The sequence below is a fragment of the Citrobacter sp. wls757 genome (assembly GCF_005280935.1).
GTDB classification, from domain to species: Bacteria; Pseudomonadota; Gammaproteobacteria; order Enterobacterales; family Enterobacteriaceae; genus Citrobacter; species Citrobacter portucalensis.
In genome coordinates, this window is record NZ_SZWU01000020.1 from 227,510 (window position 1) to 228,968 (window position 1,459).

The following is a 1,459-nucleotide window of genomic DNA, read 5'->3' on the forward strand; positions in this document are numbered from 1 at the left end:
GAGGGTTGAGGATTCATGACTATCACGGACCTGGTGCTGGTTCTATTTATCTTTTCGCTGCTGGCGTATGCCATTTACGATCAGTTCATCATGCCCCGCCGTAATGGCCCTACTCTGCTTACTGTCGCCCTGCTTCCCCGCAGCAGAGTTGACAGCGTTATCTTCCTTGGCTTGGTAGCTATTCTTATCTACAACAACATCACCAGCCACGGCGCGCAATTTACCACATGGTTATTATGTGCACTGGTATTGATGGGGTTGTATCTGTTCTGGATCCGTACGCCAAAAATCATCTTCAAGCAGAAAGGTTTTTTCTTCGCCAACGTCTGGATTGAATATAACCGCATTAAAGAGATGAATTTATCTGAAGACGGTGTATTAGTGATGCAATTAGAACATCGAAGATTGTTGATCCGCGTACGAAATATAGACGATCTTGAGAAGATATATAAACTTTTAATTTCAAATCAATAGTTTATAAATATAGCCTGAACTATGTTTTTTATATATCAGTATAAAAACCAACATAGCCAAGGCTATATTTAACTGTCCACAATGTTATTTATTTTAACGTTTTATTTATAAATAAATCTAAATGAAAATCGTTTTCAATTAGAAGTCAAATATTATTTCTGCGTTTCTTGTTTTATATTCTCAAAATATGTTAAGGTTGCGCCCGTCGTTGGGGAGTAGCCGATTTCCAGACTCCGGAAATGTACGTGTCAACATACTCGTTGAAAAACGTGGCGCGTACGGACTGAATTTACAGGTTCAGTCAGGCGAGACCATAGGCACATCAACTGCAATGCATATCTGAATGGCGCTGTATTTACAGTGATTCCGGCCTGTATGCATGGTTACTGGGGGCAGTGATGTGTTTTATGGATACCCCGGTCAGGACGCTGTTATGAATCTCACCGCTACCGTTCTTCTCGCTTTTGGCATGTCGATGGATGCTTTCGCTGCATCAATTGGCAAAGGTGCCACCCTGCATAAACCCAAATTTTCTGAAGCATTGCGCACAGGTCTGATATTCGGCGCAGTTGAAACGCTTACGCCGCTGATTGGTTGGGGCATGGGTATGTTGGCCAGCAAATTCGTGCTGGAGTGGAACCACTGGATCGCCTTCATTCTGCTGATCTTTTTAGGCGGGCGAATGATAATCGAAGGTTTTCGCGATAACGGTGATGAGGATGAAGAACCGCAGCGCCGTCATGGTTTCTGGCTGCTGGTTACCACCGCCATTGCCACCAGTCTCGACGCAATGGCCGTCGGGGTGGGTCTGGCTTTCCTGCAGGTCAATATTATTGCCACTGCGCTGGCCATCGGCTGCGCCACATTGATTATGTCCACGCTCGGCATGATGATTGGTCGTTTCATTGGCCCGATGCTGGGCAAACGAGCAGAAATTTTGGGTGGGGTGGTGCTGATTGGTATCGGTGCCCAGATCCTCTGGGCA

At 45.4% G+C, this 1,459-nt stretch carries 2 protein-coding genes; both read left to right on the forward strand.

The features are described from left to right. The first annotated feature begins 15 nt into the window (after positions 1-15). A complete protein-coding gene (locus tag FDW94_RS07040) occupies positions 16-474 on the forward strand; it encodes a DUF986 family protein (protein WP_048216190.1) in 459 nt (152 codons plus the stop codon). Between the two features lie 433 nt (positions 475-907). After that, on the forward strand, positions 908-1,459 hold a 552-nt coding region (gene mntP / locus FDW94_RS07045), incomplete at its 3' end, for a manganese efflux pump MntP (RefSeq protein ID WP_137377394.1).